At 70.6% G+C, this 26604-nt stretch carries 24 protein-coding genes; 10 read left to right on the plus strand and 14 right to left on the minus strand.

Translation table 11 applies throughout. The features are described 5' to 3' along the window. The first annotated feature begins 20 nt into the window (after nt 1–20). Nucleotides 21–506 carry a hypothetical protein gene (locus tag ACSNN8_RS05695; protein WP_436647354.1) on the plus strand — a complete coding sequence of 162 codons (486 nt, stop codon included), beginning with the start codon at nt 21–23 and terminating at the stop codon, nt 504–506. Between the two features lie 168 nt (nt 507–674). On the opposite strand, the gene ACSNN8_RS05700 is transcribed toward ACSNN8_RS05695, so the two are convergent. The 4 genes from ACSNN8_RS05700 to ACSNN8_RS05715 all read right to left on the minus strand — a co-directional run bounded on the left by ACSNN8_RS05700 (nt 675) and on the right by ACSNN8_RS05715 (nt 5368). Beyond that, a complete protein-coding gene (locus tag ACSNN8_RS05700; protein WP_436647356.1) occupies nt 675–1052 on the minus strand; it encodes a hypothetical protein in 378 nt (125 codons plus the stop codon). Nucleotides 1053–1318: 266 nt separating this feature from the next. Then, nucleotides 1319–4225 (minus strand): vitamin B12-dependent ribonucleotide reductase, encoded by a 2907-nt coding sequence (locus tag ACSNN8_RS05705; RefSeq protein WP_436647358.1) that lies wholly within the window; start codon nt 4223–4225, stop codon nt 1319–1321. A 32-nt stretch (nt 4226–4257) separates the two neighbouring features. Then, the gene (nrdR, locus tag ACSNN8_RS05710; protein ID WP_436647359.1) at nt 4258–4773 is read right to left on the minus strand and encodes a transcriptional regulator NrdR; all 516 of its coding nucleotides are present in this window, start codon (nt 4771–4773) and stop codon (nt 4258–4260) included. Between the two features lie 271 nt (nt 4774–5044). Continuing rightward, nucleotides 5045–5368 (minus strand): LysM peptidoglycan-binding domain-containing protein, encoded by a 324-nt coding sequence (locus ACSNN8_RS05715; protein WP_436647360.1) that lies wholly within the window; start codon nt 5366–5368, stop codon nt 5045–5047. 284 nt (nt 5369–5652) lie between these two features. Between ACSNN8_RS05715 and lexA the strand changes: the two genes are divergently transcribed. Beyond that, nucleotides 5653–6438, plus strand: a complete 786-nt coding sequence (gene lexA, locus ACSNN8_RS05720; protein ID WP_436647361.1) for a transcriptional repressor LexA — start codon at nt 5653–5655, stop codon at nt 6436–6438. A gap of 45 nt (nt 6439–6483) precedes the next feature. Here the strand turns inward: lexA and ACSNN8_RS05725 are convergent, their stop codons facing one another. Further along, nucleotides 6484–8385, minus strand: coding sequence for a hypothetical protein (locus ACSNN8_RS05725; RefSeq protein ID WP_436647362.1), 1902 nt, complete (start codon nt 8383–8385; stop codon nt 6484–6486). Nucleotides 8386–8467: 82 nt separating this feature from the next. After that, nucleotides 8468–9883 (minus strand): GTPase HflX, encoded by a 1416-nt coding sequence (gene hflX, locus ACSNN8_RS05730; protein ID WP_436647363.1) that lies wholly within the window; start codon nt 9881–9883, stop codon nt 8468–8470. A 171-nt stretch (nt 9884–10054) separates the two neighbouring features. On the opposite strand from hflX, the gene ACSNN8_RS05735 reads away from it, so the two are divergent. Next, complete coding sequence (locus ACSNN8_RS05735; protein WP_436647364.1) at nt 10055–11518, plus strand: NAD-dependent malic enzyme; 1464 nt, start codon at nt 10055–10057, stop codon at nt 11516–11518. Between the two features lie 205 nt (nt 11519–11723). Here the strand turns inward: ACSNN8_RS05735 and ACSNN8_RS05740 are convergent, their stop codons facing one another. Genes ACSNN8_RS05740 through miaA form a run of 3 tightly spaced genes read right to left on the minus strand, consistent with a single transcriptional unit; the run spans nt 11724 to nt 14213 of the window. Further along, nucleotides 11724–12446, minus strand: a complete 723-nt coding sequence (locus ACSNN8_RS05740) for a glycerophosphodiester phosphodiesterase (RefSeq protein ID WP_436647365.1) — start codon at nt 12444–12446, stop codon at nt 11724–11726. Further along, nucleotides 12446–13276 (minus strand): diaminopimelate epimerase, encoded by an 831-nt coding sequence (gene dapF / locus ACSNN8_RS05745; RefSeq protein WP_436647366.1) that lies wholly within the window; start codon nt 13274–13276, stop codon nt 12446–12448. Before dapF ends, ACSNN8_RS05740 begins: the two co-directional genes overlap by 1 nt. 7 nt (nt 13277–13283) lie before the next feature. Next, nucleotides 13284–14213 carry a tRNA (adenosine(37)-N6)-dimethylallyltransferase MiaA gene (gene miaA / locus ACSNN8_RS05750; RefSeq protein WP_436647367.1) on the minus strand — a complete coding sequence of 310 codons (930 nt, stop codon included), beginning with the start codon at nt 14211–14213 and terminating at the stop codon, nt 13284–13286. Nucleotides 14214–14372: 159 nt separating this feature from the next. On the opposite strand from miaA, the gene ACSNN8_RS05755 reads away from it, so the two are divergent. Continuing rightward, nucleotides 14373–15581 carry a DUF349 domain-containing protein gene (locus tag ACSNN8_RS05755; protein WP_436647368.1) on the plus strand — a complete coding sequence of 403 codons (1209 nt, stop codon included), beginning with the start codon at nt 14373–14375 and terminating at the stop codon, nt 15579–15581. A 127-nt stretch (nt 15582–15708) separates the two neighbouring features. On the opposite strand, the gene ACSNN8_RS05760 is transcribed toward ACSNN8_RS05755, so the two are convergent. Beyond that, a complete protein-coding gene (locus ACSNN8_RS05760) occupies nt 15709–16650 on the minus strand; it encodes a threonine ammonia-lyase (protein WP_436647370.1) in 942 nt (313 codons plus the stop codon). Nucleotides 16651–16734: 84 nt separating this feature from the next. Between ACSNN8_RS05760 and ACSNN8_RS05765 the strand changes: the two genes are divergently transcribed. After that, nucleotides 16735–17658, plus strand: a complete 924-nt coding sequence (locus tag ACSNN8_RS05765) for a LysR family transcriptional regulator (RefSeq protein ID WP_436647371.1) — start codon at nt 16735–16737, stop codon at nt 17656–17658. On the opposite strand, the gene miaB is transcribed toward ACSNN8_RS05765, so the two are convergent. Both miaB and ACSNN8_RS05775 read right to left on the minus strand, forming a co-directional pair. Then, nucleotides 17582–19066 (minus strand): tRNA (N6-isopentenyl adenosine(37)-C2)-methylthiotransferase MiaB, encoded by a 1485-nt coding sequence (gene miaB / locus ACSNN8_RS05770; protein WP_436647372.1) that lies wholly within the window; start codon nt 19064–19066, stop codon nt 17582–17584. The genes ACSNN8_RS05765 and miaB overlap by 77 nt on opposite strands. Before the next feature lie 27 nt (nt 19067–19093). Next, nucleotides 19094–19540, minus strand: coding sequence for a hypothetical protein (locus tag ACSNN8_RS05775; protein WP_436647374.1), 447 nt, complete (start codon nt 19538–19540; stop codon nt 19094–19096). Nucleotides 19541–19681: 141 nt separating this feature from the next. Between ACSNN8_RS05775 and ACSNN8_RS05780 the strand changes: the two genes are divergently transcribed. The 5 genes from ACSNN8_RS05780 to ACSNN8_RS05800 all read left to right on the plus strand — a co-directional run bounded on the left by ACSNN8_RS05780 (nt 19682) and on the right by ACSNN8_RS05800 (nt 23506). Then, nucleotides 19682–20425: an amino acid ABC transporter ATP-binding protein gene (locus ACSNN8_RS05780; RefSeq protein ID WP_436647375.1), complete on the plus strand. Its 744-nt coding sequence runs from the start codon at nt 19682–19684 to the stop codon at nt 20423–20425. A gap of 34 nt (nt 20426–20459) precedes the next feature. Continuing rightward, nucleotides 20460–21320, plus strand: coding sequence for a glutamate ABC transporter substrate-binding protein (locus ACSNN8_RS05785; RefSeq protein WP_436647376.1), 861 nt, complete (start codon nt 20460–20462; stop codon nt 21318–21320). Between the two features lie 63 nt (nt 21321–21383). Further along, a complete protein-coding gene (locus ACSNN8_RS05790) occupies nt 21384–22058 on the plus strand; it encodes an amino acid ABC transporter permease (protein ID WP_436647377.1) in 675 nt (224 codons plus the stop codon). Further along, on the plus strand, nt 22055–22948 hold the full coding sequence (locus ACSNN8_RS05795; protein WP_436647378.1) for an amino acid ABC transporter permease: 894 nt from the start codon (nt 22055–22057) through the stop codon (nt 22946–22948). The genes ACSNN8_RS05790 and ACSNN8_RS05795 overlap by 4 nt, the downstream gene beginning before the upstream one ends. 57 nt (nt 22949–23005) lie before the next feature. Then, nucleotides 23006–23506, plus strand: a complete 501-nt coding sequence (locus ACSNN8_RS05800) for a DinB family protein (RefSeq protein ID WP_436647379.1) — start codon at nt 23006–23008, stop codon at nt 23504–23506. On the opposite strand, the gene rny is transcribed toward ACSNN8_RS05800, so the two are convergent. Together rny and ACSNN8_RS05810 are read right to left on the minus strand one after the other, a co-directional pair. Then, nucleotides 23480–25243 carry a ribonuclease Y gene (gene rny / locus ACSNN8_RS05805; RefSeq protein ID WP_436647380.1) on the minus strand — a complete coding sequence of 588 codons (1764 nt, stop codon included), beginning with the start codon at nt 25241–25243 and terminating at the stop codon, nt 23480–23482. The genes ACSNN8_RS05800 and rny overlap by 27 nt on opposite strands. A gap of 362 nt (nt 25244–25605) precedes the next feature. Next, nucleotides 25606–26220 (minus strand): hypothetical protein, encoded by a 615-nt coding sequence (locus tag ACSNN8_RS05810; RefSeq protein WP_436647382.1) that lies wholly within the window; start codon nt 26218–26220, stop codon nt 25606–25608. Nucleotides 26221–26604 lie beyond the last annotated feature (384 nt).

Below are 26604 nucleotides of genomic sequence, written 5' to 3' on the forward strand. Positions count from 1 at the left end.
CCAGACAAGGAGATGCTCTCATGCAATCCGCGATCGCTGCTCCACGAGAGCAGGTAGTTGTAGACGTCACGGGATGGGCACCGCACCACCGCCATGCACTGCTGAGCGCGATCAACGACGTCATCGATGTGGTCGTCAAGGTTACCGAAGCCGACGATTACAACGAGGATCACGGCTGGACAAAGGCGGCGCTGACAAGGCTTCTGAGCCGACTGTCCGTCGAGCGCGGCTGGGTCGTTGCGAAGGCCTTTGAGGCGGCCGTCGCGAACGGCGGCTTCGTCAGCCGGGAGACGGTGTATGAGCTCGGCGAATACGACCCCAGTCGCCAACTCAAGGGCTTCACTCGACCGATCAAGCGGATCGCCCAGCTGATGCGTGATCGTGGGGAGATCGCGTCCGATGCGATCGAGCCGTTCTACCCGGATTACGACCCGGACGTCGCTGGCTATCGGCCAGCTAGAGGCTTCATCGTGCCGTCGGCGCTCGTCACCCTGTACTCCGAATAGCCCGACCCACGGCCCCCGCGCATCACTCACGCGGGGGCCACCGAGGGGCAACCAGCCTGCGAGTTGCCACAGGTTTCCCTGACCAACCGCGGCCGACCAGGCTGAGAGTTTGGGTCGTCAGTCATCGCAGTCACTCGGAAGCGGATGTTGTCTACTGCCGCGATCTGCTCACCTCGGGTCATCGGTTTGCCAAGGGTGCTGAAAGCGGCCTGGCGGGAGATCCCACGAATGGAGAAGCGCGGCGAGCGCTTCTTCGCCTACAACGGCCGCAGAGCGCACGAGTACCGCGCCGATGTCGTAGTCGAAACCATCCAGCTGTTCGGCGTCGTACTCCCAGTGCGCCAGCTCGAAGGTGCGATCACGGTCGGGCCGAGCCCAGCCTTCCCGGTTGGCGGCATGATCGGCATCGGCGGCAACCGGCCGGATGTCGACGAAGGCCCTCCGCCCCGGTCCCGAGGAAGCCACCTCGGTTACCAGCCGTCGGCCGAGGCGTAGCGCATTCAGCTTGTCGGTCTGCCACTGAGCCGGATCGGGTGAGTCGATCATTCGTCTTCCCCTGCCGGATCGGGAGTAGGCCTCAGGTGGCGAACCTTTTGTCGAACAGTTCTGCGGCGCTCGGCGCTTCGCCGAGGACAGCGAGCTCGCCCAGACGACGACTGGAATGTTCTTCCGGATGTTCGCACCCCAGAAGCAGATGCCTCCCGCCCAGAAGCGGGCGGGAGGCATATGCTTTAGGCCTTCACCAGGAGCGATGTCAACCAGTAAATCCTCTTAGGAGGTACTCACGGGAGACATGCTTCAACTTTCTCATTTCAGCTGCAGCCGGAGGTCGAGCCGCAGCCCTCGCAGACGTAGCAGCTGCCGGCGCGGCGCATCTTGGTGCCGCAGGTGAAGCAGAGCGGCGCGTCGGCGGACTGGCCCGTCACGATCTCGAACAGCTCGGTGGACGAGCCGACCGAGGTGGGCGCGGCCTTGTCGGCCTCGTCCGCGGTCGGGGCCTTGGCGTCGGCCGGTGCGGTGGCCGCGCCGACGGGGGCGGACACCGGCGCGGACGCGGCCATGCCGGCCAGGTCGACCGCGGCCGCCTCGGCGGCTGCCTCGGCCTGCACCTGCGCGGCGCGCTCCTTCGCCGTGAAGATGCCCAGGTCGGCCCGGGTGTCGTAGGGCAGGAAGTCCAGCGCCAGGCGACGGAAGATGTAGTCCATCACCGAGGACGCCATGCGCACGTCCGGGTCGTCGGTCATGCCGGCCGGCTCGAAGCGCATGTTGGTGAACTTGCTGACGTACGTCTCGAGCGGCACGCCGTACTGCAGCCCTATGGAGATCGCCACCGAGAAGGCGTCCATGACGCCCGCCAGCGTCGAACCCTGCTTCGACATCTTGAGGAAGACCTCGCCGAGGCCGTCGTCCGGGTAGGACGACGCGGTGAGGTAGCCCTCGGCGCCGCCGACCGAGAACGACACCGTCTCGGACGGGCGCTTCTTCGGCAGCCGCTTGCGGACCGGGCGGTACTCGATGACCTTCTCGACGACCTTCTCCACCTCGGTGGAGGCGGCCGGCGCGGCCTCGGTCGACGTCGAGGCCTTCTTCGACCCGGCGGCCGACAGCGGCTGGCCGACCTTGCAGTTGTCGCGGTAGATCGCGAGCGCCTTGAGGCCGAGCTTCCAGCCCTGGTAGTGGATGTTCTCGATCTCCTCGACGGTCGCCGACTCGGGCATGTTGACCGTCTTGGAGATGGCGCCCGAGATGAACGGCTGCACCGCGGCCATCATGCGCACGTGGCCCATCGGGGCGATCGCGCGCTCACCCATGGCGCAGTCGAAGACCGCGTAGTGCTCGGGCTTGAGGCCCGGCGCGTCGACGACGTTGCCGTGGTCGGAGATGTGCTCGACGATCGCCTCGACCTGCTCCTCGGGGTAGCCGAGGCTGCGCAGCGCGCGCGGCACGGTCTGGTTGACGATCTGCATCGAGCCGCCGCCGACGAGCTTCTTGAACTTGACCAGGGCCAGGTCGGGCTCGATGCCGGTGGTGTCGCAGTCCATCATCAGGCCGATGGTGCCGGTCGGGGCGAGCACCGACGCCTGGGCGTTGCGCCAGCCGTTCTTCTCGCCGATCCGCAGGCCCTCCTGCCACTGCTTGGTGGCCTCACGGACGATGTCGGTGGCGACCGCGCTGGTCGGACGGATGTCGTCGTTGGCGGCGGCGTGCTTGCGCATGACCCGCTTGTGCGCCTCGGCGTTGCGGGCGTAGCCCTCGTAGGGGCCGACGACGCCGGCGATCTCGGCGGAGCGGCGGTACGCGGTGCCGGTCATCAGCGAGGTGATGGCGGCGGCGACCCCGCGGCCGGCCTCCGAGTCGTACGGCAGGCCCGAGGCCATCAGCAGGGCGCCGATGTTGGCGTAGCCGATGCCGAGCTGGCGGTAGGCGCGGGTGGTGATGCCGATCTTCTCGGTCGGGAAGTCGGCGAACGAGATCGAGATCTCCATCGCGGTGATGATGAACTCGACGCTCTTGGTGAACTTCTCGACCTCGAAGCCGCCGTCGGCCTTGAGGAACTTCATGAGGTTCAGCGACGCCAGGTTGCAGGACGAGTCGTCCAGCGACATGTACTCCGAGCAGGGGTTGGACGCGGTGATCCGGCCGGTCTCGGGGTTGGTGTGCCAGTCGTTGATGGTGTCGTCGTACTGCAGGCCGGGGTCGGCGCACTCCCAGGCGGCCTGGGCGATGTCGCGGAAGAGCTTCTTGGCGTCGACGGTCTCGATGACCTCGCCGTCGAGCCGGCCCCGCAGGCCGAACTCGGTGCCCTCCTCGTACGCCTTCATGAACTCGTCGCTGACTCGCACCGAGTTGTTGGCGTTCTGGTACTGCACGGAGACGATGTCGTCGCCGCCGAGGTCCATGTCGAAACCGGCGTCGCGCAGCGCGCGGATCTTGTCTTCCTCGCGCGCCTTGGTCCGGACGAACTCCTCGATGTCGGGGTGGTCGACGTCGAGGATGACCATCTTGGCCGCGCGGCGGGTGGCGCCACCGGACTTGATCGTCCCGGCGCTCGCGTCGGCGCCCCGCATGAAGCTCACCGGTCCGCTGGCGGTCCCCCCGGACGACAGCAGTTCCTTGGACGAGCGGATGCGGGAGAGGTTGACGCCGGAGCCGGAGCCGCCCTTGAAGATCAGCCCCTCCTCCTTGTACCAGTCGAGGATCGAGTCCATCGAGTCGTCGACCGACAGGATGAAGCACGCGCTGACCTGCTGCGGCGACTTGGTGCCGACGTTGAACCAGACCGGGGAGTTGAAGCTGAACACCTGGTGCAGCAGCATCCAGGTCAGCTCGTGGTCGAACACCTCGGCGTCCGCCGGGCTCGCGAAGTAACCGTTCGTCTCGCCGGCCTTGCGGTAGGTCGAGACCACCCGGTCGATCAGCTGCTTGAGCGACCACTCGCGCTCGGGCGTGCCGACGGCGCCCCGGAAGTACTTGGTGGTGACGATGTTCGCCGCGTTGACACTCCACGCGGTCGGGAACTCGACGCCCTTCTGCTCGAAGTTGATCGAGCCGTCGCGCCAGTTCGTCATGACGACGTCGCGGCGCTCCCATTCCACCTCGTCGTACGGGTGGACGCCCTCGGTCGTCCAGACCCGCTCGACCCGCAGCCCCCCGCCGGCCGCGCTCGAGCCGTTCGCCCGGCTGCGCTGCCGACCTGCTGTGATGCCGTCCCCGGCCATACTGCTCCCCCTCGTTCCTTCTGCAAACCTATTCAGCTGTTGATCTTGGGCGCGCGACCGCTCGGTCGCGGCGCCACCGGATGGCGCCCGGACTCACGGACGGCCGGCGCCTCACGCAGCGCGGCGATCTCCTTCTCGAACTCGTCGAGCGAGTCGAAGGACTTGTAGACGCTGGCGAACCGGAGATAAGCCACCTGGTCGAGCTCCCGCAGCGGGGTGAGGATCGCCAGCCCCACCTCGTGGCTGGGCACCTCGGCCGCGCCCTTGGCCCGGACGGTCTCCTCGACCTTCTGCGCGAGCAGCGCGATCGAGTCCTCGTCGACCGGGCGGCCCTGACAGGCCTTGCGGACGCCGCTCATGATCTTCGTGCGGCTGAAGGGCTCCGTGACGCCGCTGCGCTTCACGACGGCGAGGACGGCCTCCTCGACCGTGGTGAATCGCTTGCCGCACTCGGGGCACGATCGACGACGGCGGATCAGCTGACCGTCGTCGGCCTCGCGCGAGTCGACCACCCGAGAATCGGCGTGGCGACAGTACGGGCAGCGCACCGTGGACTCCCTCCGGCACCCTCCGAGCCGGAATCCGGGCATGGCGAAGCACGGCGAGCCGCTGGTGTCTCACCAGCGAGCGCCGTTCACCGCCTGTGGATAACCGGGGAGGGAAACCCCAACCTGTGGATGACTTACACCCTTGTAACTACTAGATGTTGGGGTAGACGCTATGCCCCGGCGGACGCGGACGCAAGCGCAGCGGCGGGTCGGCGCGCCGTATTTTGCCAGCGAACACGAGCGGTTGACCGGCAATCACCGACCGCTTCGATCAAGCAGCCCGCGGCAAGATCAAAACATCGCCGGGCAGTGCGCCATAGCCCGACAGGCCGTTGATCCGGCGCAACTCGTCGACGGCGCTGTGACCGTCGCGCCGCGGCATCGTGCGAGCGGCGATGTCCCACAACGTGTCACCCGACCGGACGACGATCGTAGGAGGCGGGCCGGCGGGCGGCTCCTCGGCCCGCGACGCGGTGGTGAACAACACGGCACTCGCGAGCGACGCCAGCAGCACGAGGAAGCCGAGGACGACGGCGCGGCCGCGCCGGGTCAACCGTAGCGGCGGCTGCACCTGCCGGAATCCGTTGGCCACCATGGCGTTCTCCCCCGTCGGGAACGTTGTTCGGACAGGCGTTCGATCGAACGCCTGTCCGACGGTTTATCAGAACAGGCGTACGGAAGTCGAGCACTTCTGGGCGACACGCCGGAAGAAACTCGTACAGATGTTTGAATCTGTCGTACCCCGCCATTACGGTCTTCCCTCAAAGGGGTCAGCCGGCCCTCCGCCATCCCCACGGCGGAAAAGCCGACTCCTGACATGCGAACGCGAACGCAAGCACCACGTGCCGCGCGAGGCACTGGCCGACAGGGAGGGCGGACGTGTCGACCGACGACCGGACGAACATCCGGCAACACCAGACCAAGCCAGACAACGGAGCCGCTCTGCGCCGCCGCACACCGAGCCGTGGGCGCGCTGCCGACGCGCCCCAGCTGCGTGCGGTCACCCCGGTGGTCAGCCAGTTCCCCGAGCCGGTCACCGCCGACCTCACCGCGCGGCAGCGCCGGATCCTGGAGTTCATCCGCGACTGGGTGGAGCGCTACGGCTACCCGCCGAGCGTCCGCGAGATCGGCGAGGCGGTCGGCCTGGTGTCGCCGTCCAGCGTGGCCTACCAGCTCAAGGCGCTCGAGACCAAGGGCTTCCTGCGCCGCGACCCCAACCGGCCACGTGCCGTCGACGTCCGCTCCCCCAGCGAGCTGGTCGACGACGACGCGATGCGCTCGGCGCGCCCCCAGCCGGCCTACGTCCCGCTGGTCGGGCGCATCGCCGCCGGTGGCCCGATCCTCGCCGAGCAGGCCGTGGAGGAGTTCTTCCCGCTGCCGCGCGAGCTGGTCGGCGAGGGTGAGGTCTTCATGCTCGAGGTCAAGGGCGACTCGATGATCGACGCGGCGATCTGCAACGGCGACTGGGTGGTCGTGCGCCAGCAGCCGACGGCGAACGCGGGCGACATCGTGGCGGCGATGATCGAGGGCGAGGCGACGGTGAAGAGCTACCGTCAGCGCGACGGGCACGTCTGGCTGATGCCGGCGAACCCCGCCTTCGACCCGATCCCCGGCGACGACGCGACCATCATGGGCCGGGTCGTGGCGGTCCTGCGGCGGGTCTGACAGCGGACCCGCCGGGCTCCGCGGGGAGCCGGCGGGTCCGGACGATCAGCGCCGGGGGCCGTAGCCGTCGAAACGGCCCTCGGGGTGACGCTGGAAGTCGTTGTGGTTGTTGCGCGCCGAGGGCGGCTGACCCGGGCCGCCGTAGACGCCGCTGCCACCGCCGCGCGGCGGCTGCCCCTGCGGACCGCGGGGCTGCTGACCCTGCGGGCCGCGCGGGGGCTGCCCCTGGGGCCCACGGGGAGGCTGGCCCTGGGGACCGCGGGGCTGCTGACCCTGCGGACCGCGCGGGGGCTGCCCCTGCGACCCACGGGGAGGCTGACCCTGCGGGCCGCGCGGAGGCTGCCCCTGCGGACCTCGAGGCGGTTGACCCTGCGGCGCACGGGCCGGCTGTCCCTGCGGGCCGCGGGCCGGCTGACCTTGCGGCCCACGGGGAGGCTGACCCTGCGGACCCCGCGGAGGCTGACCCTGCGGACCTCGAGGCGGTTGACCCTGCGGATCCCGCGCGGGCTGGCCCTGCGGGCCCCGCGGCGGCTGGCCCTGAGGCGCGCGAGCCGGACCGCGCGGAGGCTGCTGACGGCCCTGGCCCTGGCCGGCGCCGCCGTAGACCCCGGCACGAGCCGGCTGCGGCTGGCCGTTGGCGGGACGGCCGTACGCCGGACCGGCGCCCGCGCCGCCGTACACCCCGCTCGACTTGCCCCCGGCCGCGCCGTTGACCGCCGGGCCCGACCGCGCCCCGCCGTAGACGCCGGACCCGGACCGCTGCGGACCCCCGCCGCCGACCCCGATCAGCTCGGTCTCGGGATCGCCGTCGAGCGGGTTCTCGAAGTCGTCCCCATCGTCGTCCGCCGGCGCGGTGGGCCGGCGCCGGTGCTTGACGATCCCCAGCGCGCCCACGCCCACGAGGATCAGCCCGAGCACACCCACGCCGCCGACGGCGTAGGTGATGTCGCTGAGCTCGAGGTTGGCGTACCACTTGTCGCCGCTGCCCTCGTCCGCGTTCTTGACCGCGGCCGCGACGGAGGTGGCCGGCGTGTAGCGCAGGATGTAGTTGGGGTCCTTCTCACCGCTCATGTCCGAGGTCGTGTAGAAGGACTTGCCGTCCGGGCTGTAGGTGATCGCCTCGCCCAGCGTCTCGTTCGGCAGGCCGGTGGTGCGCGGCTTGCCCTTGAGCGCCGCGAGCACGTTGCCGTTCTGCACGTCCCACTCGAGCGCGTCGGTGTACGTGCGCAGCACGACCTTGCCGCCGCCGGGAGCCACCGCGCCGCCGCTCACCGTCTTGTTGCCGATTCGCGCGTACGGGCCACCGGCCGTCTGCGTGGCCCCGATCTCGAGCTCGGCGACCCGCTTCATGGGCACGCCCGTCTCGCTCTTGGCCTTCAGCGGCGCGGTCGGCTGATAGACGTACGCGGGCTTGCCGATCTCCTTGGTAACGATCAGCGGCGTGCCGTTGCCGTTGAGCAGCAGCGCCTCGGCGTCGTGCGTGTCGCCCTGCGGATAGGTGAGCCGGTAGAGCACGGGTTCGTCCGAGCCGTCGGCCGGCATGGACCAGAGGCCGACGTTGGGGCGGCGGTCGTCGTTGTCGAAGTTGTTGTCCCCGATGTCCGCGATCCACAGCTTCTTGCCGTCGGGCGAGAGCACCATGTCCTCGGGGTCGCGGGGGCCGTCGCCGCTGAACTTGACGGCCCTGGTGACCTCACACTTGGTGTTGAGGAAAAAGATGCGCTTGTGGCTGCTCTCCTCGGTGCTGTCGTTGACCACGACATAACCGGTCCTGGTGGCGACGAGCCCGGACGCCTCGGTGATCTTCTCGTCGGCGATCTTGCACATCTTCTTGCCCGCGACGGCGGGAACGCTGACGGTCGGGGCCGGGTCCTCGGCAAACGCAGTGGACGGGCCGATCATCACCAGCCCGGAGGCCACGATCACCGGGAACACGAGACGCCGCATCCGATCAGTGTCGCATGCGGCGTCTCCTACCGTTGTTACGCGTTGAACACGTGGAACCGTGCGGAGTTCGAAGTCTCCACGCTCAGTGCCGGTACGACTCCAGTTCGCTCGCGAGCCGCTCGTCCACGCGGATCCGCATCTCGGTGCCCTCCTCCACATGGAGGGTGTGCAGCACCTGACCGGTCCGATGAATCCGTGCGACCAGATCGCCCCGGTCATAGGGCAACAGAACGCGCAGATCGACCGCCGGCTTCGGCAGCCGCTCGGCGATCGCCTGGTGCAGCTCGGCGATGCCCTGCCCGGACCGGGCCGACACGAACACCGCGTCGGGCCAGGTGCGCTTGAGCCGCAGAATCGTCTCCTCGTCCGCGGCGTCGACCTTGTTGATCACCAGCAGCTCGGGGATCGCGTCGGCGCTGACCTCGGCCAGCACCTCGCGCACCGCACTGACCTGACCCTCGGGATCGGGATGCGCGCCGTCGACGACGTGCACGACGAGATCCGCGTACGACACCTCCTCGAGCGTGGAGCGGAACGCCTCCACGATCTGGTGCGGCAGGTGACGGACGAAGCCGACCGTGTCGGACAGCGTGTAGACGCGCCCGTCCTCGGCCGCGGTGCGCCGGGTGGTCGGGTCGAGCGTGGCGAACAGCGCGTCCTCGACTAGCACGCCCGCCTGGGTCAGGCGGTTGAGCAGGCTGGACTTGCCGGCGTTGGTGTAGCCGGCGATCGCCACGGCCGGGACCCCGCTGCTCTGGCGACGCGAGCGCTTGGTCTGCCGTACGGTGCGCATGGCCTTGATCTCGCGGCGCAGCCTCGCGATGCGCTGGTTGATCCGGCGGCGGTCGGTCTCGAGCTTGGTCTCACCCGGACCACGCGTGCCGACGCCACCGCCGGCGCCGCCACCCGCGCCACCGCCCTGCCGGGACAGCGACTCGCCCCAGCCGCGCAGACGCGGCAGGAAGTACTGCAGCTGGGCCAGCTCGACCTGCGCCTTGCCCTCTTTGCTCTTCGCGTGCTGGGCGAAGATGTCGAGGATCAGCGCCGTACGGTCGACGACCTTGACCTTGGTCTGCTGCTCGAGGTTGCGCAGCTGGGAAGGGCTGAGCTCGCCGTCGCAGATGACCGTGTCGGCGCCGGTGGCGACGACCGCGTCGCGCAGCTCGTCGACCTTGCCGCGGCCGATGAACGTGGCCGTGTCGGGCCGGGAGCGACGCTGGATCAGGCCCTCGAGCACCTGGGAACCGGCCGTCTCGGCAAGCGCCGCCAGCTCGGTCAGCGAGTTCTCCGCGTCCTCCACGGAGCCCTCGGTCCACACGCCGACGAGGACGACCCGCTCCAGCCGCAGCTGGCGGTACTCGACCTCGGTGATGTCGGTGAGCTCGGTGGAAAGACCGGCGACCCGCCGCAGCGAGTGCCGCTCCTCGAGCTCAAGTTCGCCGGTCGTCACGTCCGGCTCGTCAAGTTCCAGTACGGGTGCCTGGTAAGAGTTTCGCAAGTGACCTCCTCGACCCCGATCGTGGCACGTCACGGGTGGCGGCGCATCCACATATGGAGCCGGGCGTTCTCGAAGGAGTGGTAAGCCTAGGTGTAACTACCCGGATGGACCCGGATATTCCGCCGGGAGCAAGATTACGGTGACGCACCCGCCAACGTCGGAGGGAACACCGTGGTTACCACCCGTCTGCCCAGCGCCGGATTCTCGATCACGATCCGGATCGCCGTGACCGCGGACGCCTCGTCCATCGGCCGCCTGACCACCTGTGTCGGCGAGGCCGGCGCCATCGTGACGGCCCTGGACGTCGTCGACTCCGATCCCACCCGCGTCCTGGTCGACCTCACCTGCGACACGGCCGACTCCAGCCATGCCGACCAGGTCGTCAAACAGCTCGAGGAGCAGGACGGCGTCGACGTCCGCAAGGTCTCCGACCGAACGTTCCTGCTGCACCTCGGCGGCAAGATCGAAGTGCACTCCAAGGTCGCCATGCGCAACCGCGACGAGCTGTCCCGGGCGTACACCCCCGGCGTCGCCCGCGTCTGCATGGCCATCGCCGAGAACCCCGCCGACGCCCGCCGCCTCACCATCAAGCGCAACACGGTCGCCGTGGTCAGCGACGGCTCGGCCGTGCTGGGCCTGGGCAACATCGGCCCCGCCGCAGCCATGCCGGTGATGGAAGGCAAGGCCGCGCTGTTCAAGCGGTTCGGCGGCGTGGACGCGTGGCCGGTCGTGCTCGACACGCAGGACACCGACGAGATCGTGCGCATCGTGAAAGCGATCGCGCCGGCGTACGGCGGCATCAACCTCGAGGACATCGCCGCGCCGCGCTGCTTCGAGATCGAGGCGCGCCTGCGCGAACAGCTGGACATTCCGGTCTTCCACGACGATCAGCACGGAACCGCGATCTGCGTGCTGGCCGCGCTGACCAACGCGCTGCGCGTCGTCGGCAAGCGCCTCGAGGACGTCCGCGTCGTCGTCTCGGGCGCGGGCGCCGCCGGCACGGCGATCATGAAGCTGCTGCTGCGCCAGGGCGTGGGCGACATCATCGCGTACGACCGGAAGGGCGCGCTGCACCGCGGGATGGCCGACATGTCGGAGACCTGGCAGTGGCTGGCCGACCACACGAACAAGTCGAACTACTCGGGCGACCTACCCGGGGCGATCGTGGGCGCCGACGTGTTCATCGGCGTGAGCGCGCCCAACCTGCTCACCGGCGACGACATCGCGCGGATGGCGGACAAGTCGATCGTGTTCGCGCTCGCCAACCCTGACCCCGAGGTCGACCCGCGCGCCGCCCGCCAGCACGCCGCGGTCGTCGCCACGGGCCGCTCCGACCAGCCCAACCAGATCAACAACGTGCTCGCGTTCCCCGGCGTCTTCCGCGGCATGCTCGACGTGAGCGCCGAGGAGTTCACCGAGGAGATGGCGCTGGCTGCGGCGCGCGCGATCGCGGACGTGGTGGGCGAGGACAAGCTGAACCCGACGGTCATCATCCCGAGCGTCTTCGACCCGAAGGTGACGCCCGCGGTGGCGGCGGCGATCCGGGCGGCCGTACGGGGACCGGCGGCGGCCGCGCACAACGCGGCCGCGCTGCCCGAGGCGGAGCTGGAGCAGGCGCCGGAGGAGACCTTCTAGGGGCTCGATCGGGTTCTGCTCGGAGAACTCGAGCGTGACGGCGGCGGGTCGAGGAGCAGCTCGGCGACGCTGGTTTTCCACAGTTCGAGGTTGTCCACAGGGCGGCCCGCGAAGATCGCCGAATGTCGTCAGAATGGCCGGTGGCGGGGGTCCCCCCAGGGAGGGCGGGCCCCTGCCTCCGGTTGAGCGGCGGATGAGCAGGAGCTCAGCGGGTGGCCAGCCAGCCGGTCAGCTCGCCCACGCGGTCGGTGATCAGGCCGGCGACGCCGGCGTGTGCCAGGGAGGCCCACGCGTCCATGTCGTTGGCGGTCCATGGCATGACGTCGATGCCGCGTTCGACGAGGGAGGCGACCGTGCCGGGGTCGCCCAGCACGTCGGCCGTGGACGGGTTGAGGCAGGCGACCTCGAGCTCGTCGGCGAGCGGCACGGTGTCGGGCTCGAAGCGCACGCGCAGCACGCCGCGGCGGACGGACGGCGCCACCTCGCGGGCGAGGCGGACGATCTCGGGGTCGAAGCTCTGCACGATCGTGCGGTCGGCGAGGCCGTGCAGGGTGACCAGCTCCATGATCGTCTTGACCTGGGGCAGGGTGGCGGGCGGCTTGATCTCCAGCAGCAGCCCGGGGCCGGCGGGGGCGAGCAGCTCCAGCGTCGCGGCCAGCGTGGGCACCCGGACGCCGGCGTAGGCGGGCGAGAACCACGAGCCCGCGTCGAACGACGCCACCTGCGAGTACTCCAGGTCCCACACGTGGCCCGAGCCCGACGTCGTCCGGTCGAGGGTGCGGTCGTGGATCACCACGGGGACGTCGTCGGCCGTGGTGCGGACGTCGAACTCGACCAGCGTCGCGCCCGCGTGGACGGCGGCGGCGAAGGCGGGCAGCGTGTTCTCGGGCGCGGCGGCGGAGTAGCCGCGGTGCGCGATCACCTGCATCAGCAGAGCTCACCCGAGGCCACCAGGACGGCCGGGCCGGCGAGCCACCAGCTGTCCTCGTCGTCGTGGGTGACGGTGAGCCGGCCGCCGGGCAGGTCGACGGCGACCACGCCCATGGCCAGGCCGGCGTCGCGCAGCGCGACCGCGCCCACGGCCAGCGCGCCCGAGCCGCACGACAGCGTCTCGCCGGAGCCGCGCTCGAAGACGCGCATGGTGACGTGCAGGTCGGCGTCCTCGACCGGCGCGGCGGGGACGACGAACTCCACGTTCGCGCCGGCGGGGAACAGCACCGGGTCGAAGCCGGGCGACCTGGTGAGGTCGAGCGAGTCGAGCGGGAGGCCGTCGTGCACGCCGCACACCAGGTGGGGGTTGCCGCAGTCGACGGCCACGCCCGGGAACGTCAGCGGACCCGTGGTCGCGGTGCTCGCCGCGTACACCCGGGGGCTTCTCATCCGCACCCGGATCTGGTCGCCCTCGACCACCGCGAGCACGACGCCCGCCCGCGTGGCGACCGGGATGCCCTCCGGCGAGACGGCGGCCAGACCGCGGGAGACCAGGTAGCGGGTGAAGACGCGGACGCCGTTGCCGCACATCTCGGCGACCGAGCCGTCGCTGTTGCGGTAGTCCATGAACCACTCGGCCTCGGCGGCCATGCCGGCGCCGGCCGGGTCCTTCGCGCTGCGCACGACGCGCAGCACGCCGTCGGCGCCGATGCCGAACCGCCGGTGGCAGAGGTCGGCGACCTGCCCGGGGGTGAGGTCGAGCGCGCCGTCCGCGTCCTCGATGATCACAAAGTCGTTGCCGGTGCCGTGGCCCTTGGTGAATTGCACCGAACCATCATTCCGTAAGCGCCAAGGCGTCCGCCAACACCGTCGGCGACGCGCCGTCCAACCAGGTGATGGACTTGTCCCGCCGGAACCACGAGCGCTGGCGCCGGACGAAGCGCCGGGTCCCCCGTACGGTGTCCGCCTTGGCCTCGTCCGTGGAGAGCACGCCGTCGATCTCGGCCAGCGCCTGCTGATAGCCGAGCGCCCGGCTTGCCGTACGCCCCTCGCGCAGGCCTAGCGGGATCAGCGCACGCACCTCGTCGAGCAGCCCGGCCGCCCACATCAGATCCACCCGCACCGCGATCCGCTCGTCGAGCTCGGCCGCGTCCCGGTCCACGCCGATCTGCACCGACGGATAGTGCGGCGCCGGGTCGGGCAGCGCCGCGGTGAACGGCTGCCCGGTCAGCTCGATGACCTCCAGGGCCCGCACGATGCGCCGCCCGTTGGAGGGAAGGATCCGCGACGCCGCCTCGGGGTCGCGCGACCGCAGCCGGTCGTGCAGCGACGCCGCGCCCACCACGGCGAGCTCCGACTCCAGGCGCGCGCGGACCTGCGCGTCCGTACCGGGGAACTCGAACTCCTCGAGCACCGCCCGCACGTACAGCCCGGAGCCGCCGACCAGCAGCGGCACCTTCCCCCTGGCGAGGATGTCGTCGATCGCGGCGCGGGCCAGCCGCTGGTATTCGGCGACGGCGGCCGGGAACGTCACGTCCCAGATGTCGAGCAGGTGGTGCGGCACGCCCTCGCGCTCGGCGGGCGTCAGCTTCGCGGTGCCGATGTCCATGCCGCGGTAGAGCTGCATCGAGTCGGCGTTGACCACCTCGCCGCCCAGCTCGTGGGCGAGAGCGATGCTCAGAGCGGACTTGCCGGCCGCCGTCGGCCCGACGACGGTGATCACGCGCGGAGCTCCTGCGAACGGCACGGAGCAACGGTAAGACAAGGTTGTGTCACGGTCATCGGCAGGCGCTTCCCCATAACCCGGTTGGACCTGTGACAATGCGCGAGAAAGAATGCCTTGGAGAAGTGTGGCGTTCACTGTGCCGTGGCGGTGGTCGCCGATCGGGTGAGATCGGGGACGCCGGGAAAACGAGGATGGGTCATGAACGACTGGACGGCCTTCGGGCGCGTGGATGCCGACGGCACCGTGTACGTGAAGACCGCGGAGGGCGACCGCGTGGTCGGCTCCTGGCAGGCGGGCACCCCCGAGGAGGGACTGGCCCACTTCGCGCGGCGCTTCGCCGACCTGGTGACCGAGGTCGAGCTCGTCGAGGCCCGCCTCAAGTCCGGCGCGGCCGACGCGTCGCACTCGCTGAGCAGCGTCAAGCGGCTGCGCCAGCAGCTCGACGAGGCGCACGTGGTGGGCGACATCGACGGGCTCGCCGCCCGGCTCGACCGGCTGGCGGCGCTGGCCGAGGAGAAGGCCGGCGAGGCGCGCGCGGCCCGCGAGGTGGCCCGCACCGAGGCGCTCGCCCGCAAGACGGCGCTGGTCGAGGAGGCGGAGAAGATCGCCACCGACGCCACCGGCTGGAAGTCGGCCGGCGACCGGCTCAAGGAGATCCTCGACGAGTGGAAGACGATCCGCGGCGTCGACAAGAAGACCGACGGTGAGCTGTGGAAGCGGTTCGCCACGGCGCGCGACAGCTTCACCCGCCGCCGCGGGGCCCACTTCGCCACCCTCGACGGTCAGCGCAAGCAGGCCCAGACCGCCAAGGAAGAGCTGGTCAAGGAGGCCGAGAGCCTGTCCGAGTCGACCGAGTGGTCGGCCACGGCCAACCGGCTCAAGGAGCTCATGGCCGAGTGGAAGGCCGCGCCGCGCGCCGCCAAGGAGGCCGAGCAGCGCCTCTGGGAACGCTTCCGGGCCGCGCAGGACGCCTTCTTCACCCGGCGCAGCGAGGTCTTCTCGGCCCGCGACGCCGAGTACAAGGGCAACCTCGACCGCAAGCAGCAGATCCTCGCCGAGATCGAGGCCATCGACGTCGACGCCGACCCGCGCGGCGCGCAGAACAAGCTGCGCGACGCCCAGGCCGCCTGGCACGACGCCGGCCGGGTCCCGCGCGAGTCGGCCGCTTCGCTCGACCGCCGCTGGCGGGCCGCCGAGGAGCGCATCCGCGTGGCGATGGACTCGGCGTGGCGCAAGACCACCCCGCAGGACAACCCGCTGCTGCGCCAGATGCGCGAGCAGGTCGCCGAGGCCGAGCAGCGTCTCGAGCGCGCCAAGGCCGCCGGCGACCAGCGCCGCATCAAGGAGGCCGAGCAGGCGCTCAACTCCAAGAAGCAGTTCCTCGCGCTGGCGGAGCAGGCCGGCTGAACCGGGGCTGTGGACAACCTCCAAGATCAGCCCCGGTTGCCGCGTAGGGTGGGGGCCCCCAGGGCGGGCGGGCTCCCGGTTGGGGTGTGATCACCGGGGGCGGGGGCGGGCTCCCGGCCGCGGGTGATCACGAGGTGGCCAGGGCGGCCAGCTCGCGCGGGGAGGCGTTGCCTCCGGTGCAGACGACGGCGACCGTGCGGCCGGCGAACCGCTCGCCGTGGGCCATGACGGCCGCCAGCGCCGCGGCACCGGCCCCCTCGGCGAGGGTGTGGGCCGCCGTGGCCAGCAGCCGCTGCGCCGACGCGATCTGGTCGTCGGTCACGAGCAGGAAGTCGCTGAGGTGCTTGCGCAGGATCTGCTGCGGCAGGTCGTAGCCGCGACCGGTGGCCAGGCCCTCGACGCGGGTGCCGTTGGGGCGGGTGGTGAGCTCGCCCGAGCGCCACGAGTCGTGCGCGGCCGGGGATGCGGCGGACTGCACGGCGATCACCTCGCACGTCGGGGCCAGCTCGCGCGCGACGACCGCGGCGGCGGCCGCTCCGGTGCCGCTGCCGACGGGCACGATGACGGCGGACAGGTCGGGCCGGGCGGTGAGGACCTCCGCGTACAGCGTGCCGACGCCGGCCAGCAGCTCGGGGGTGTCGCCGGGGCTGACGAGGCGGTGGCCGGTGCGTTCGGCGAGCGCGACGGCGTGCTGCTCGGCGTCGGCCAGCGTTGCGCCGGTCAGCACGACATCGGCGCCCCAGGCGCGTACGGCCTCGGCCTTTGCGGGGTTGGCGGCCGCGGGCATGACCACGGTGCACGGCACGCCGAACAGGTGGCTGGCGTACGCCATGGCCTGCGCGTGGTTGCCGGTGGAGTACGTGACCGTGCCGCGGCCGGGCGAGCAGGACAGCAGGTTGAGGGCACCGCGCACCTTGAAGGCGCCGATCGGCTGCGTGTTCTCGTGCTTGACGAGGACGGTGGCGCCCACGGCGGCGTCGAGGACCGGGTACGACCACATGGGGGTCGGCGGCAGGTGGCGGGCGAGTGTGTCGGCGGCGGCGCGGACGGAGGCGTACGTGAACTCCATGCCTTGATCGTCGGGGTCGCACCACCCATCGGTCCAATGCCTGATCTTGAACAAACCCATAGACGCGGTCGATAGGTTGGTCCCATGCTCGACGTGACGCGTCTGCGGGTGCTGGTCGCGGTGGCCCGGCACGGCTCGGTCACCGCCGCGGCCGAGGCGCTGCACTACGCCCAGCCCTCGGTGAGCCACCACCTGGCCCGGCTCGAGGCGGAGACCGGCAGCCGACTGGTGCAGCGGGTCGGCCGCGGCATCCGGCTGACCGAGGCGGGCCGCCTGCTCGCCGACCGCGCGCAGGAGATCCTGGGGCGCCTCGACTCGGCCGAGGAGGAGCTCGCCGCGCACGCCGGCCTGCGGGCGGGACGCGTACGGCTGGCCGCCTTCCCCTCAGCGCTCGGGACTTTCGTGCCCGCCGCCGCGGCCGCTTTCGACGCCGACCACCCGGGCGTCGACCTGCGGTTCCGCGAGGCGGAGCCGCCCGAGGCCGTGGGGCTGCTGCGCCGCGGCGAGGTCGACGTGGCGCTGATCTTCGCGCACGACGACGGCCCGGACCTGGCGGGGCTGCGCACCGAGGAGCTGTTCGAGGACGAGACCTACCTGATCGCCCCGGCGGGCTGGGACGGCGACCGGCTCGCCGACCACCGCGAGCGACGGTGGATCGGCGGGTGCGAGCGCTGCCGCGACGAGCTGCTGCGGGTGTGCGCGGCCGAGGGGTTCACCCCGGACATCCGCTTCACGACCGACGACTACGTGGCCGCCCAGCAGCTGGTCGCGCGGGGGCTGGGCGTCACCACGCTGCCCGCGCTGGCGCTGGCCGCCCACCGCAACGAGCAGGTGCGGGCCGTGCCGCTGCCCGGCCGCGCGCGCCGCGTGCTGGTGGCGGTCGCCGGTGAGCCGCCCGACCCGCCGGCGACGACCGCGCTGCTGGCGAAGCTCAGAGCGAGCAGGCCTGAGCGGCCGGCAGCGGCGCCGGCACGCCGATCGTGGGCAGACCCAGCGACACGCCCTTGAGCTTGGGCGTGCGGCCGGCCTCGAAGGCGTCGCCCGCGCGGGTGCGGCGGTGGCTCAGCGGCGCGCCGTCGGCGTTGAGGTGGTGCGGGGCCGCGTACGTCACCACGGTCTCGACGATGTCGCCGGGGCGCGGCGTGAGGTCGCCGGTCGCGAAGTGCACCAGCCGGCCGTCGCGCGCCCGGCCGCTCATCCGGCCCGTGCGCTCGTCCTTGCGCCCCTCGCCGACCGCGACGAGCACCTCGACCTTCTCGCCGACGAGCCGCTTGTTCTCGGCCCAGGTGATCTCCTCGAGCAGCGTGATCAGCCGCTCGTACCGCTCCTGGACGACGGCCTTGGGCAGCTGCTCGTCCATGATCGCGGCGGGCGTGCCGGGGCGCTTCGAGTACTGGAACGTGAACGCGCTGGAGAACCGGGCCCGGCGCACCACCTCGAGGGTCTGCTCGAAGTCCTCGTCGGTCTCGCCGGGGAAGCCCACGATGATGTCCGTGGTGATCGCGGCGTCGGGCATCGCGGCGCGGACCTTGTCGATGATGCCGAGGTACTTCTCCTGGCGGTAGCTGCGGCGCATGGCCTTGAGCACGCGGTCGGAGCCGGACTGCAGCGGCATGTGCAGCGAGTGGCAGACGTTCGGCGTCTCGGCCATCGCGGCGATCACGTCGTCGGTGAAGTCCTTGGGGTGCGGGCTGGTGAAGCGCACCCGCTCGAGGCCCTCGATCTGGCCGGTGGCGCGCAGCAGCTTGCCGAACGCGAGCCGGTCGCCGAACTCGACGCCGTACGAGTTGACGTTCTGCCCGAGCAGCGTCACCTCGAGCACGCCCTCGGCCACCAGCGCCTCGACCTCGGCCAGCACCTCGCCGGGGCGGCGGTCCTTCTCGCGGCCGCGCAGCGACGGGACGATGCAGAACGTGCAGGTGTTGTTGCAGCCGACCGAGATGGAGACCCAGCCGGCGTACGTCGACTCGCGCTTGGTGGGCAGCGTGGACGGGAACACCTCGAGCGCCTCGAGGATCTCGACCTCGGCCTCCTGGTTGTGCCGGGCACGCTCGAGCATCGCGGGCAGCGAGCCGATGTTGTGGGTGCCGAAGACCACGTCGACCCAGGGCGCGCGCTTGACGATGTCGCCGCGGTCCTTCTGCGCCAGGCAGCCGCCGACCGCGATCTGCATGTCCGGCTTCTTGAGCTTGGTGGGCCGCAGGTGCCCGAGGTTGCCGTAGAGGCGGTTGTCGGCGTTCTCGCGGACGGCACAGGTGTTGAAGACCACGACGTCGGCCGCGTCCGGATCGGCGGCGCGCACGTAGCCCGCGTCCTCCATCAGACCGGAGATCCGCTCGCTGTCGTGCACGTTCATCTGGCAGCCGTAGGTGCGCACGTCATAGGTGCGCGGGGCGCCGGCGCTGTCAATAGTCATGGCAATTGACCAGGGTACTGCTTTTCGTCAGGCGGCCGCGTCCTCGGGGGCCGCCGCGCACGCCGGATCGACGCCCGTGCACCGGCGGACCTGACGCCGCTCCGGGCCGTCGTCGGTCTCCACCTCGTCGACGTGCACGGGCGTCAGGCTGCCGTCGGGGCCGGCGAGCACGTACCGCGTCGGGTTGAGGGTGTCGTCCGGCAGCAGGATCTCCACCTCGAGCCGGACGGCGACGGCGCTCGCGGCCGTGGCCTCGGCGAGCGTCTCCGGCGCCAGGTAGACATCGATCAGCGTCGGGAAGTCGCCGCCGACGTGGTAGACGTCGCAGAGCACGGCGCCCTCGACGAGCTCGGGACCCAGAGGCACGACCGTGCGTTCCAGCGCCCCGGCGAGAGTGCCGTGGACCCGATCGGCGGGAAGGGACGTCGCGGCCGCCCAGTTCCAAAGGCCGCCTGTCGGATCCATGTCAGCCATACCGAACATGGTGGACAATGCCCCCGCCTCGCACTCGCTGTGTTACCGCTCCGTGACCATTCTCGGTGTGAACCGATACAAGGGCCCACATAGAGTGTGCCCATCCGGGTGATCCGCTTGAACAGGGACGGTGGTCCAGCAGTGTCCGACGAGGCTCTCATCGTCCTCGACAAGGTCAACAAGTGGTTCGGGCCGCTGCACGTTCTCGACGACGTGAGCCTCTCCGTCGCCAAGGGCGAGGTGGTCGTCGTGATCGGACCGTCCGGCTCCGGCAAGTCCACGCTGTGCCGCGCGATCAACCGGCTCGAACCGATCAACGACGGCACGATCGTCTTCGACGGCAAGCCGCTGCCCGCCGAGGGACGCCCGCTCGCGCAGCTGCGCAGCGAGGTCGGCATGGTGTTCCAGTCGTTCAACCTGTTCGCCCACAAGACGATCCTGCAGAACGTCATGCTGGGCCCGGTCAAGGTGCGCAAGGAGAAGCCGGCGGTCGTGCGCGACCGGGCGATGGCGCTGCTCGACCGTGTCGGCATCGGCAACCAGGCGGAGAAGTACCCCGCGCAGCTCTCCGGCGGTCAGCAGCAGCGCGTGGCCATCGCCCGCGCCCTGGCCATGCAGCCCAAGGCGATGCTGTTCGACGAGCCCACCAGCGCCCTCGACCCCGAGATGGTCGGCGAGGTGCTCGAGGTGATGACCTCGCTGGCCCGCGAGGGCATGACGATGGTCGTCGTCACCCACGAGATGGGCTTCGCCCGGCACGCCGCGAACCGCGTGGTCTTCATGGCCGACGGCCAGCTGGTCGAGTCCGCTCCCCCGGCGGAGTTCTTCGCCAACCCGAAGAGCGACCGCGCCAAGGACTTCCTTTCCAAAATCCTCACGCACTGAGTCCATAAGACCGAGACAAGCGAGGAGCGACATCATGCGCATCACCCGATTGGCCGCGACGTTCGGAGCGCTCACCATGGCGCTGGCGGTGGCCGCGTGCGGCGGGGACGACGAGGGCAGCGGCAGCGGCAGCAGCGGCGCCAAGGGCATCATCGGCAAGGCCGAGGGCGGCAAGCTCGTGATCGGCGTCAAGGCCGACCAGCCCGGCCTGGGCCTGCAGACCGGCAGCACCTACGCCGGCTTCGACATCGAGATCGGCAAGATCATCGCTAAGGGCCTCGGCGTGCCGGAGAGCGGCATCGAGTGGAAGACCACGGTGTCGGCCAACCGCGAGCCGTACATCCAGCAGGGCCAGGTCGACGTCGTCGTCGCGACGTACACGATCAACGACGACCGCAAGAAGGTCGTCAACTTCGGCGGGCCGTACTACATCGCCGGTCAGGACCTGCTCGTCCCGACCAACTCGACGATCACCGGACCGGAGTCGCTGGCCGGCAAGCGGGTCTGCTCGGTGAGCGGCTCGACGCCTGCCAAGCGCATCCAGACCGACTACAAGCAGGCCCAGCTCCAGCAGTTCGACTCGTACTCCAAGTGCGTGACGGCGCTGGCCGGCGGCAAGGTGGACGCGGTCACCACCGACGACATCATCCTCGCGGGCTACGCCGCACAGGACCAGTACGCGGGCAAGTTCAAGGTCGTCGGCAAGCCGTTCAGCGAGGAGCCGTACGGCATCGGCGTCAAGAAGGACGACACCGACGGCTGCAACAAGATCAACGACATCCTCAAGGCGGCCGCGACCGACGGGTCGTACAAGAAGGCCTGGGACGACACGCTCGGCAAGAGCGGCAAGGCGGCGCCCGAGCTGGACGCCTCGAAGCTCACCAACTGCAGCTGATCACTTCATGATTCGGCGGGGCCGCGATACCGGCCCCGCCGACTTCTTTGCCTGAAGGTGCCGATGGAAGTCTTCTCCGACCCCCTGAACCGGGACGTGTACGTCACCGGCTTCCTCTGGATCCTGAAGCTGACCCTCGCGGGCGGCGCCGGCGCCCTGGTGCTCGGCGTGCTGCTCGCGGCGATGCGGGTGTCGCCGGTCCCGGTGCTGCGCGCCTTCGGCACCGCGTGGGTCAACATCTTCCGGAACACGCCGCTCACGCTGATCATCTTCTTCTGCTACTTCGGTCTCTTCTCGACATTGGGGCTGTCGCTCTCCGACGACATCAACCTCAACAACTTCTGGCTCGGCGTGGTCGGCCTGGCGGTCTACACCGCGGCGTTCGTCTGCGAGGCGATCCGCTCCGGCATCAACACGGTCCCCGCCGGTCAGGCCGAGGCGGCCCGCGCGATCGGCATGACGTTCCGGCAGACGCTGACGATGATCGTCCTGCCGCAGGCCGGACGCGCCGTGGTCGCGCCGCTGGGCAGCATCCTCATCGCGCTCTGCAAGAACGCGACGATCGTCGGCACGATCGGCCTCATGGAGTCGTCGAACGCGATGAAGGACCTCATCAACGCGAACGGCGACCAGGTCATCCCGATCTTCCTGGTCTTCGCCGGCACGTTCGCGGTCGTGCTGATCCCCACCGGCTACGCGTTCGGCTGGCTGGCCAACCGTCTGGCGGTGAAGCGATGAGTACGGACGCCGTCCTCTACGACCACCCCGGACCCAGGGCCAAGGTCCGCAACCTCGTCCTCACCGTCGTCTTCGGCGTGGGGGCGCTCGCGCTGCTGTGGTGGGTGTACTCGCGCTTCGACGAGAAGGGCCAGTGGGCGGGCGACCTGTGGAAGCCGTTCACCGAGTCCAGCACGTGGACCGACTACATCCTGCCCGGGCTGCAGCACACGCTCGAGGCGGCGGCGGTCGCCATGGTCCTGTCGCTGGCGTTCGGCGTGATCTTCGCCGTGGGGCGGCTCAGCGACCACTGGTGGGTGCGATGGCCGGCCGGCGCGATCGTCGAGTTCTTCCGGGCCGTGCCGCTGCTGCTGCTGATGTTCTTCATCTTCTTCGGCGTGCCGTTCCTCACCGAGCAGCCGATGTCGATCTTCTGGGCCGTGGTGATCGGCCTGACCCTCTACAACGGGTCGGTGCTGGCCGAGGCGTTCCGGGCCGGCGTGCGGTCGGTGCCCAAGGGGCAGAGCGAGGCCGCGTACGCCATCGGCATGCGCAAGACGCAGGTCATGACCCACGTGCTGATCCCGCAGGCGGCCCGCGCGATGCTGCCGGTGATCGTCAGCCAGCTCGTCGTGCTGGTCAAGGACACCGCGCTCGGCTACATCATCTCGTTCAGCGAGCTGCTGCAGCTGGGCGTCAACAACCTGTCGGCGAACTTCGGCAACGTGGTGCAGGCGGCGATCGTGGCCGCCGTCATCTACATCCTGGTCAACTCGGCGCTCACCGCGTTCGCCGGCTGGCTGAGCCGCCGTACGCGACGCAAGGGCCGCGCGCCGCGCTCCCCCGGAGCCGCCGTGCAGCAGGTCGCCATCGAGCCCGGCCTGGGCGGTGGTGGCGGCGGCGCACTGTGACGTCCCCGTGGAGGTCCCGGCTTGCTCCGGGGCCGCCACGGTTGACATGCTGCCGTCATGATCTCCGCGGACGACGTCATCAACCAGCCGGAACGCGCCCAGTTCGAGGCCTTCCTCGACGAGCACCGCAAGGCGCTGCACGACTGCCTCGACGACCTCACCGAGGAGCAGGTGCGGCGCTCCCTGGTGCCGTCGCGGACCACGCTGCTGGGCCTGGTGAAGCACGCGGCGTTCGTCGAGCGGGTGTGGTTCGACGAGGCCGTCACCGGACGCTCCCGTGCGGAGATCGGCATCCCGGCCGACCCGGACGAGTCGTTCCTGCTGGACGACTCCGACACGATCGCTTCCGTACGGGCCTCGTTCCTGGCCGCTTGCGCGGACTCGCGCCGCGCGGTCGAGTCCCTGGAACTCGACGACAAGCTGCCGGGCAACCGGCGCGGGCCGATCCCGCTGCGCTGGGTCTACCTGCACATGCTGCGCGAGCACGCCCAGCACTGCGGGCACGCGGACATCCTGCGCGAGCAGCTGGGGCTAACGAGCGAGCTCGGTGACTCGTGACTCGCGCACGACCGTGACCCGGATCTGCCCCGGGTAGGTCAGCTCCTCCTCGATCTGCTTCGCCACGTCGCGGGCCAGCACCGCGGCGCCGATGTCGTCGATGTCGTCCGGGCGCACCATCACCCTGATCTCGCGCCCGGCCTGCATCGCGAAGACCTTCTCGACGCCCACCTTGCTCGCGGCGATCTCCTCGATGCGCTCCAGACGCTTGACGTACGCCTCCAGGCTCTCCCGCCGCGCCCCCGGGCGCCCGCCCGAGCAGGCGTCCGCTGCCTGCGTGAGGACCGCCTCGATGGTCTGCGGCTGCACCTCGTTGTGGTGCGCCTCGATCGCGTGCACCACGTCGTCGGACTCGCCGTACTTGCGGGCCAGGTCGGCGCCGATCAGCGCGTGGCTGCCCTCGACCTCGTGGGTGAGCGCCTTGCCGATGTCGTGCAGGAACGCGGCCCGCTTCATCGACGGCACGTCCAGGCCCAGCTCGGCGGCCATGATGCCGGCGATGTGCGCGGTCTCCACCAGGTGCTTGAGCACGTTCTGGCCGTAGCTGGTGCGATACCGCAGCCGGCCCAGCAGCTTCGCCAGCTCGGGGTGCAGATCGGTGATGCCGACGTCGACCAGGGCCTCCTCGGCGGCTCGGTCGCAGAGCAGCTCGACCTCGTTCTTCGCGCTGTCGAAGACCTCCTCGATGCGGTGCGGGTGGATGCGCCCGTCCAGCACCAGCTTCTCGAGGGTGAGCCGGCCGACCTCGCGGCGCACCGGGTCGAAGCAGGAAAGCAAGACGGCCTCGGGGGTGTCGTCGATGATCAGGTTGACGCCGGTGACCGACTCGAACGCCCGGATGTTGCGGCCCTCGCGGCCGATGATCCGGCCCTTCATCTCGTCGCTGGGCAGGTGGAGCACGCTGACCACGCTTTCGGCGGTCTGCTCGCTGGCGATCCGCTGGATGGCGTCGACCACGATCCGGCGCGCGCGGCTGTCGGCGGTGCTCTTCGCCTCGCTCTCGATGTCGCGGACCAGGATGGCCGCCTCGCGCTTGGCCTGGGCCTCGATGTTCTCGACCAGCTCGGCGCGGGCCACGTCGGCGGTGAGGCCGGCGATCCGCTCCAGCTCGCGCCGCTTCGCCTCCTCGATGCCGGCGAGCTCGGCCTCGCGGCGGGCCAGCGCGGCCTCGCGGGCGGCCAGATCGGCGTCCATGGTCGCGAGGCGGCGCTCGCGCTCGACCAGACGTTCCACCTCGTCGGCGTGCTGGCGCTCGCGCTCGTCGATGCGGGCGGCGCGGCGCTCGACCTCGGCGGCCTGCTCCTTGGCGGTCGTGTTGAGCAGTGCGACCTCGCGCTCGCCCTGGCGGCGGGCGGCCGCGCGGACCTGCTCGGCGTCGGCCTCGGCCTGGCGGTGCGCGTGCTCCAGGATCGTGTCGGCCTCGCTGTGCGCGGCCTCGAGCACCCGGCGGGCCTCGGCGCGGGCGGCGCCGGCCTCGGCCTTGGCGGCGGCGGCCTCGGCCCGCACGGAAGCCGCCTTGGCGTTGGCGTCGTCGACCTTGGCGTTCGCGTCCTCGACCTTGGCGTTCGCGTCCTCGACCTTGGCGAGCGCGTCGTCGACCACGGCCTGGTCCTGACCCGCGGCGTCCCCCCGGACGCGCAGCTGGCGCAGCGCGCGGGCGCCGAGCAGCATGCCGGCCACCACGACGACCGCCAGCACGACGATCGCCACCACCAGCACCCAGACCAGGGCGGTCATCTCGCCGCGTCTCCCTTCGCCGCCCGGCGCGCTGGGCGCGCGGGCCTCCTGCTGCGGGATGCCGACCAAGGCAAGAAGACCGCAGGCGTCATCGGACCGCCGCCCTCCACGGGTACAACGGTGCCGAGCGCCGCTATGGCGGGCCCTCGGGGGCCCTCTGTGCTGGCTGCTTGCTGGTTACAAGTGATGCCGTAATGTAATGCGATCTATGTTGTGCGTGTTGCTTGCGATGGTCGAACAAACCTTGTGTAACGCGAGGCTAGGTCGCGAGTGGCACTTCGGTCAAGGATCCATGATTCGGCCGGGGACGGGACTCAGGGCACGGAATCGCTTACGCCCAGCTCACGACACCGCTGGGCAATTCAGGCGTACCGGGACCAGAGATCGCGCATGGGCTCCCACTTCTCCCCCAGACCTTCCTTCCAGTACGCCAGCAGGTAGCCCGCGACCGGGGTCTGTGTGTTGTCCCACCAGAGGCCGCTGACCGTCCGGGTGGTGCCACTCTCCGTGAGACGGTACGCGTACTCCAGGTAATCGCCCGTCGTCCGCCCCGACGGTGTGGCCCCCTCGGCCGGCGCGGCCACGCCCGGGGTGAGCGTACGGGCCTCGGCCACCTGCGCCTCGGCCTTGGCCCTGACCCGATCCCGCTCGGCCGTCGAGGCGTACTCCACGAAGATCGCGCTCATCCCGTCGAGCGTGCACCGGACCCGGACCTTCTCGCCCGCGCCGAGCCTCGGCCCGCCCACCGTGCCGCTGCGGGCACAGGCCGACAGGTACGGCAGCCACCCCTCGGCGATCGTCGTGAGCCCGCTGCCGGCGAACTTGGGCCGGTTCACCGCGGCCTGGTTCTGCTCGAAGACGCCGCTCGCCGGGCTCGGAGGCGCCGCCCCGCCGGGGGCCGTGGCCCGGCCCGCGAAGTAGCCGCCCGTGCCGAAGAGCAGCAGTCCCGCCACGAGGCCCGCCAGGATGCCGAGCACGAGCTTGTTGCGCTCCGGCGGGGGCGAGGGTTCGATGCGGCGGCCGGGGGGTGCGGTGAAGCCGTAGGAGGTTTCCGCCCAGCGTTCTTGGTCGCTCCCGGGCGAGCCGGCCTGGAACGGGCCGTACGCGGGTGCGCCGCCGCTTGCCGGAGGCGACGTGTAGGGATAGGGAGGACTCGACGGGTGGGGGGCGCCGCTCGCCGGGGCGTCGCTGGCCGGGGCGCCCGGGTAGAAGACGCCACCTGCCGACTCCGGATAGAAGCTTGGCGGAGCGGACTCCCGCGCCTGCTGCGGAACGCCAACTGTCTGCGTCGGCTCGGAGCCTGCAGGCTCAGCGGGCGCCGGGCCGCTGGGCGCCGGGCCGGCAGACGCCAGCCCAGTGGG

The organism is Actinoplanes sp. URMC 104 (assembly GCF_051386375.1).
Classification (GTDB): domain Bacteria; phylum Actinomycetota; class Actinomycetes; order Mycobacteriales; family Micromonosporaceae; genus Actinoplanes.